General features: G+C 39.7%; 3 protein-coding genes. All 3 read right to left on the bottom strand.

Annotation, left to right across the window (positions count from 1 at the left end):
- Positions 1–6,037: GEVED domain-containing protein (locus ABPH35_RS09595; protein WP_368849771.1), on the bottom strand; the 6,037-nt coding region annotated here is incomplete at its 3' end.
- A gap of 369 nt (positions 6,038–6,406) precedes the next feature.
- Positions 6,407–7,009: a recombinase family protein gene (locus tag ABPH35_RS09590; protein WP_349989521.1), complete on the bottom strand. Its 603-nt coding sequence runs from the start codon at positions 7,007–7,009 to the stop codon at positions 6,407–6,409.
- A gap of 18 nt (positions 7,010–7,027) precedes the next feature.
- Positions 7,028–7,891, bottom strand: coding sequence for an IS982 family transposase (locus ABPH35_RS09585; RefSeq protein WP_368849770.1), 864 nt, complete (start codon positions 7,889–7,891; stop codon positions 7,028–7,030).
- Positions 7,892–8,262 lie beyond the last annotated feature (371 nt).

Raw genomic sequence — 8,262 nt, 5'->3', positions numbered from 1 at the left:
GATTATTCTTGATAGTGACGGTAACGTCTTTACCATCTTCCTTGTCATTTGGAATGACAGAGGCAATCAAATCTTTATCGCTGATTGGGGTGCTACCTTGTGGTACTGTCACTGTTGGTGATTCACCCGTTGGTGGGGTATTTGGAATAACTCCTGGTGTGTACACTCCCTTAGCTGGTGTGCCATTCTTATCTTTCGCAACAACCGTTACACCTGTTCCTGTACCTGTGAAATCTTTTTCTGGGGTGAAAGTTACTTTACCTGTTGGGTCAACAGTATATGTTCCTTCGCCTGGAATTGTAACACTTGTTACTTCTTCACCTGTCTTAGGATCAATTAACTTAGCTGGGTTAGTAGCGTCTGGAACAAGTGGCGTACCATCGCCATTTTTGAACGTTGGAGTTCCTTCTTGTTTTTCACCTTGTTTACCTGTTGAAGTATCATTATCTCCCGTTGGTGTTACTGGAGTAACTGTTGGTGTGTACTTACCTGTTACTGGCGTGCCATTTTCATCCGTACGTTTAACTGTTACACCTGTTCCTTTACCTGTGAATGATTTTTCTGGGGTGAAGGTTACTTTACCTGTTGGGTCAACAGTATATGTTCCTTCACCTGGAATGGTAATACTTGTTACTTCTTCACCTGTCTTAGGATCAATCAACTTAGCTGGATCATCACTCATCGGTACTTCTGGGTCACCTTCGGTAAATGTTGGGGTTCCTTCTTGCGTTTGTCCTTGTTTACCTGTTGATTCTGCTGGTGTACCTGTTGGGGTTACTGGAGTAACTGCTGGGGTGTACTTAGCCGTTACTGGTGTACCATTTTCATCCGTACGTTTAACTGTTACACCTGTTCCTTTACCTGTGAATGATTTTTCTGGGGTGAAGGTTACTTTACCTGTTGGGTCAACAGTGTAGGTTCCTTCGCCTGGAATTGTAACACTTGTTACTTCTTCACCTGTCTTAGGATCAATCAACTTAGCTGGTTCATTACTCATCGGTATAGCTGGGTCACCTTCGGTAAATGTTGGAGTTCCCTCTTGCGTTTGTCCTTGTTTACCTGTTGATTCTGCATTTTCAGCTGTTGGTTTCACTGGTGTTACGGTTGGTTCATACGTTGTTTTAACTGGTGTACCATTCGCGTCTTTAGCTTGAATTGTTACAGCAGGTGCTTCTCCCACGAAATCTTTTTCTGGAGTAAATACGACTGCACCATTTTCGATTGTGTACGTTCCGACTGGTTTACCGTCTTTGGTTACCGTTACAGATTCAGCTGGATTACCGTCAGCATCCAATAAAGTGACTGATTCTGGATCCACTTTAACGTCTGGATCACTGTCTTTGAAGTTCACTGATTTAGCAGTATCATCTTTTTCAAAGACAATTGGAGATGATTGTTTAGCTCCTTGAATACCTGTCGTTGCTGATGGTTCTGCTGTTGGTACAACTGGTGTAACCGTTGGTGTGTATGTTGCTTCTGCTGGTGTTCCGTTCGCATCTTTCGCTTGAACTGTTACTGGATCTGGTGTTCCTACGAAATCTTTATCTGGTGTGAACGTTACTTTACCTGTTGTTAGATCAATTGTATACTTACCAACAATTTTACCATCTTTCATCGCTGGAAGTTCAGTTCCATCAATCGGTTGTTTCGTTACTGGATCAACGAATTTAGCTGGATTGCTTTCTGAAATTTCCACTGGTACAGCTGGGTCACCTTCGGTAAATGTTGGAGTTCCTTCTTGCGTTTGTCCTTGTTTACCTGTTGAAGTTTTATCTTTACCTGTTGGGGTTACTGGTGTAACGGTTGGGGTGTAAGTTGTTGTAACCGGAGTACCATTCGCATCTTTCGCTTGAAGCGTTATAGCTGGTGCTTCACCGACAAAGTCTTTTTCTGGTGTAAAGACGACTGAACCATCTTTAAGTGTGTATGCACCCACTTTCTTACCAGTTCCATCTGTTACTTCTACACTTTCAGCCGGTTTACCCTCAGCATTTAACAACGTTACTGTTGATTGATCAATCGGAGCAACTGCATCGCCAGACTTGAAGTTCACTGAGTTCGGTTGGCTATCATCACCAAATACAATTGGAGAAGTTTGTACTGCTCCTTGAATATTTGAAGTTGTTGATGGATCTGCAGTTGGCGCAACTGGTGTAACGGTTGGTGTATATTTAGCTTTAGCTGGTGTGCCATTCGCATCTTTCGCTTCAACAGTGATTGGATCTGGTGTTCCTACGAAGTCTTTGTTTGGTGTGAAGGTCACTTTACCAGTTTCTTTATCAATTGTATACTTACCAACAATTTCACCATCTTTCATCGCTGGGAGTTCAGTTCCATCAATTGGTTGGTTCGTTACTGGATCAATAAATTTAGCTGGATTTTCAGCTGAAACATTCACTGGTACTCCTGGATTGCCACCTTTAAATGTTGGAGTCCCTTCTTGTGGTTGTCCTTGTTTACCTGTTGATACTGCTGGTGCACCTGTTGGTTCAACAGCAGTAACGGTTGGTGTGTAAGTTGTTGTAACCGGTGTACCATTCGCATCTTTCGCTTGAAGCGTTACAGCTGGTGCTTCACCGACAAAGTCTTTTTCTGGTGTAAAGACGACTGATTCACCTTCAAGTGTGTACGTACCAATTTTTTTACCTGTTGTTGGATCTGTTACTTCTACACTTTCAGCTGGTTCACCGCCAGCATTTAACAAGGTCACCGCTGATTTATCAATCGGAGCTGATTCAGCACCTGACTTGAAGTTCACTGAGTTCGGATGGCTATCATCACCGAATACAATTGGAGAAGTTTGTACTGCTCCTTGGATATTTGAAGTTGTTGATTCAGCTGCTGTTGGTGTAATTGGTTTTACTGTTGGTGTGTAAGTTGTTTCAGCAGTATCATCACTTGCATCAGCAATCTGAACTTTAACTGGTGTAGCTGTTCCTGTATAGCTTGGTAATGGTTGGAATGTAATTACCCCATTATCTCCTAAAGTATAGGTTCCTTGACCGTCTACCGTTACAGTTTTTGTTTTTTGTCCTGAAGCATCTAATAATGTTAATGATGCAGGATTTAATTTTTCTTTATCTGTTACAGTATTTGTTGGCTCTCCTTGATCATCAGTCGTATACTCTTTGAACATCGCATTTGCATCTGTTGTTTGAGCAACTCCTTGAGGTCCTTCTGTTTCAGCAGGAATTCCTTTCGGTTTGTTATTAATAACAGTTGGGATATAAACTGCATCCATACTAGGAGTTTTCCATGTATGACTTCCGTCATTCACATTCTCAAGTGTCGTTCCAGAAGCATTGCTTTTATCAGCTGTCCAACCTGTGTGAACCCCATTTTTGTCTGTTACACGTAGTACCACCCCTTTGGCTTTTCCTATGAAGGTAGCTTCTGGTGTAAAGGTAATTTTCTTACCATCGACAGTATAGGTACCTTGACCTGGTTCAGTCCAAGTATCGACTGAATTGCCCTCTGGATCAATAATTTTCACTTGTTGATTATCTTCAATGAGATTATCTTTATCAAAGTCATATTCACGACGACCATAGGCAGTAAACTCAATTCGTCCATTTCCTGAACTATCTTTGACAGGATTAGCTCCACCGACTTTGAACTCGATATTCATGGATTGTTCTTCGCCTACGTAGCCCGAGGTTCCTTCCTTATCTCCTCGTGGTGGATGCGTCACTTGAACTTCAAAGTCTTCTACTTCCCCTGTGTAGGCAATTCCTGTTGGTTTTTCAATATCATATTGGTTTAGGGCAATACGAGCACGAACTGCTACTTTGGTAACAGATGGATCGGCCATTTGTGGAACGTTAGTCCAAGTAAGGTCATATTGATTTTCTCCAGTGACTGTTACTAACTCTGAACGTTCTCCATCGTCAAATTTTCCGTTATTATTGAAATCCGCCCAGGCATAAGCATATGCCGTAGGATTTTGATTTGGACTCGCTTTTATTCTGAGGGTATAGGTTTTTTCAGCTGCTTTATGAAGTTTATAGGTCTCTTCACCACTAGATGTTACATGGAGTTCGTCATCTCCTACTAACTGTCGAGCTCCCTCATCACTTGTATTAAACAGGTCATCTGTTTTAAATTTTTCTTTTGGTGCATCTTCTGCTGCAATATCCAAGTCGGCTTTTACACTTCCAAGATATGGCTGAGAAACTTTATCAGAGATAAGGTGAGAAGCTTCTCCGTATGATGCTGGTGCATCCCCTTCATCGAAAGGAACCACCCCCAACATAAGTCCTTGTTGCCCTTCTGTTATCATGTAAACCGCTGCTTCACTAGCATTACGCGAAATCACAATTGGAAGAGATCGATTGTCTTGATTTGTACGAACTGGACCAAATATATTGGTTCCAATGCCATCACCATATACTATATTTCCTTCACTTGCAAGACCTGCAACTGTAATACGAGACGCTTCTGGATTGACATTTCCAATATAGGCAGGATGAATCGCAACAGGAGTTGTATTATTTCTACGTGCCGCATCCTCTGCGCCATTTTTAAGTGCTAGTAAGGCGCTATTGTAGCTTAGCGGATAATAAGAACCTTGTGTCTTTTCATTAGATAGCTCACCCAAAAGTTCAAATGGTTTCCCATTAGCAGTATACATTTCTACTTCCCTAGCTCCGGCTTCTTCTCCAGTCGCCATTAAGATATTAGCTGCAACTTTACGATTCAGATACGTAGCTGAAAGTTTGAATTGTACTCCCATATTGATTCCATCATCATTAAATGTAACAACTGGTTTAGCTCCTGCATCAATACCTAATTTACGAGCTGAAGACCACAACATGCTCTGTTGTTTGACAACGATCTCTTTATGAACATCTTTATTAGAAATAGGTGAGTTGAAAGCATTTGGATCATAGGTACCTTCTGCATCTGTCCCCTCCACACGCTTCTTATAAATGTCTGAAGCCTGAAATGGTTTCAGACCAGTTACTTCCACTCGGATAACATAACCTGGGAAGAGTTCTTTTTCAAAGTAGGAGCCGACTTGCAACGCTTTGTCACCATTTGACAACGTTTTCAAATTATGTGCGGACTTATCATCTCCCCAGTCTAACCAAGTTATTTGTTTTTTCAGGTTTTCATGATCTTTTTTTGACTCATCTTTGAAGGTTTGATTTCCAGCCGCATCTCCACCTGAAGCGTAATTATATTCACCGACAGTTTTTTCTTTCGGAAGTGCTCTAAATCCAGTATAACCACCTGTTTCGTTATTGTCAGCGGCTACTTGGTTATCACGGACAATATTGAAGTTGACAAGATTTTTTCGTCCACCACGCTCAGCTACTACTGCAGCTTGAGCCTCTGCTTGGTCTGTAGCTAACTTATAGCCTTGAAGTGCTGGTTGAATCTTCAAATCTGTCTTTGCATCAACCGTTACATGGAACTCTTTGGGCTGTTCGATTGACAAGGTTGTCTTTTCAGCGACAGAATGACTTGTAGCATAAACTTCCTTTCCAGTCTCTTGATCAGTATAAGTGACTTTATAAATGGTTGCTGCGACACGTTCTACTTCCTCTACTGGAGCAACTCCATCTAGAGCTTGACGTGCTTCAGCCAGTTTAGCAGTAGCTTGATTGGTTTCTTCTTGTGTAGCCTCTTCTTTTTGTAAGATAGCCTTTGCATTAGATAATTCTCTATCATATGCATTTTTATTGCTTGCATATCGGTATTTATCTGAATCTCCTAGAACATCAAATTCTGCAATCTCATCTAGTAATATATTTTTATCCACTGTGATTTTATCACTGATAGAAGTTGAATCTGTGGCCATAGGGGTAGGTGTAGTAGATTCTTGGCTTATAGGCTCCAGTTTTTCCTTGTTGCTTTCATATTTAGTTTCTGGCAATTCTAGCACAGTATTTTCGGAAGCAGGATCTGTCTCGACTGTCTCCCCAGTGTCAGCATATACCTGCGGTGCAACTAATAAAAGTGACCCTAAAAAGACAGAGCCAACTCCAATCTTAAATTTCCGAATTGAAAAGCGGTCTTTTTTTCTTTTAAACATCTCTTCCTCCTAATAAATTTTAGGCAAGCTACAGCTTTCACCTAATTCTTGATGTTATATTTTGCCTTATCAGGGCAATTACAGATTGCTAGCCTCCCTAAATTTATTAAAAATATTAGACATGAAATACACTCATGTCTCTAGGTAAGTTCTCTATTTTTTCAAAAACTAGGATTTTTGGAATAGAAATGTTAATATATTAATGTTATGTTCTTTGTACGTGGAAAAATCAGTAGGATAGGATTATTAAAGCATATGTAATCAGGGATAACTAAGCAAAATATAGTTGATTTTCTACTATTTTTAGCTATTCCAAAAATCCTAATTTTTGAACTCCTTTTATAAAAAATACAGAAGAAATTTACATTTTTATTCTCCTATTTTCCTAATTACATCAGACTTCCTTGCTTTCATCCATCGATAACAAGTAGATTTGGAGATCCCTAATTTTTCAGATGCCGTCTGAATTGTGATTTCAGACGTTTCTAATTGCTTCATAATTTGATCAAAATTTGGTGGGCGCCTTTTTATCGGACGCCCAAACTTAACTCCTTTTTTCTTTGCTTCCTTAATCCCTTCCAATTGTCTCTGCTTGATATTCTCACGCTCGACCTGTGCCACATAGGATAAAACTTGGAGGCATAAGTCTGAAATAAATTTTCCTGTAATATTATCAATTTTCAGGTTTGTATTCAGCAAGGGGAAGTCTAACACCATGATATCTATATTTTTTTCCTTCACAAGATAATTCCATTGCTTGATGATTTCATCATAATTTCTACCAAGACGATCGATTGACTTAATCACAATTTCATCACCCCTTTTAAGACACTTCAGCATCCGTTTATATCCCTTTCGATTAAAATTCTTACCAGAAGACTGATCAATAAACAAGAACTCTTCCTTCACTCCTTCTTGAAGCATTGCTGCTAATTGACGACTAATATTTTGGTCTCGTGTTGATACACGAATATAACCATACTCGTGGTGCTAGTTAATCTCAAAGTATCTCAAATTATAAGCAAGTATAATTTGTTCAATTCTCAACTGCAATCCTGTTAAGCTCCTAGTTAATGTCTGTTCGACATCAAAAAGAGCACAAAGTTCTGAAAATCGAGTTTCAATAGTTCGTCTCATAGCCAACAATTTCCAATGATTATGTTGTTTAGCCCCTGTCATATTTTGACGCAAGGGTGTCCATAGCTGATAGCCTTTTTGTTCCAAATCATTTTTCAGCTCACGACTAAGGTAGCCCAAATCTGCTAAAATGGTGGGTTGGTCACATTCTTCTAATAACTCGTGAACCGCTTTAATATCATGAACAGAAGCTGGTGTGACAACATAGTTCAGAATATAGCCTGATAAGGTCACTAACATGTGGACTTTGAACCGATAGAACCACAGGTGCTTAGAGGCGTTATAGCCAATGTCCGCCACTTCTTTAAAAATACGGACTCTATAATTACGGACAGATTGACAAAGTGGTAGAGGAAAACTGTCGATGATAACTATTGTATCAGGAGAAATATGAGCATTCATAGCTTGTCTAATGACTTGGACTAACCAAATTAATTGTCTTGCTCGCCGATTAAAACGACTTCTTTCAAGGAGATGTCCGCAAGGAAAGAGTTGACAGATACGATAAAAATGCCGTTGTGACTTAATACCTAATTCAGCTTGCAAGAGAAGCAAGACTAGTAGGGATTCGTCTGAGACCTTGGACAAGCTAACGTTACGACGGTGTTTTAAGCCTGCTGGACAATAATCACGATATAGCTGATGGCAAATCTTTGATAATTGTTTGATATTCCATTGTAAGTGATGGGATTTAGCGATATACTGTAAGTGGCTCATTTGGACTAACCTCCTGTTTGTTTGGTCACTTACAGTATAGTCCTTTTGGGCTTTTTATTGTATTCTGAGAGTAACTAGCACCACGAGTTAAGTATTATTTTGGCTGTATAATTTCTGTAGTGGGTAAACCCACCATGGATATTATGGAGCCTTTTTCTACCATTTGTCAAGTTTATCAAGGATTTAAAAAAATATTTTCAAGACAGTAGCTATTTCGAGAGTGCTGTCTTATTTTTGACACTTGTTTAGTTAAAAAAGGGCATGTCAAAAGAACACCTTATGTTGGAAATTTTTCGATAAGGTGTTACAATACTAGGGCATAGACGACTTTACTGATTTTGGGTTGAAGTATAATCGTAGAGTTTGTTATG

Origin of the sequence: Streptococcus handemini (genome assembly GCF_040984445.1) — a bacterium.
GTDB lineage: Bacteria > Bacillota > Bacilli > Lactobacillales > Streptococcaceae > Streptococcus > Streptococcus handemini.
The sequence above is the reverse complement of the archived record's forward strand: the minus strand, read 5'-3'. Positions and strand labels throughout refer to the sequence as shown.

What these genes read in the sequence shown, in the direction of transcription:
- ABPH35_RS09585 (WP_368849770.1), bottom strand. Translation starts at nt 7,891, where the DNA reads ATGAGCCACTTACAGTATATCGCTAAATCCCATCACTTACAATGGAAT.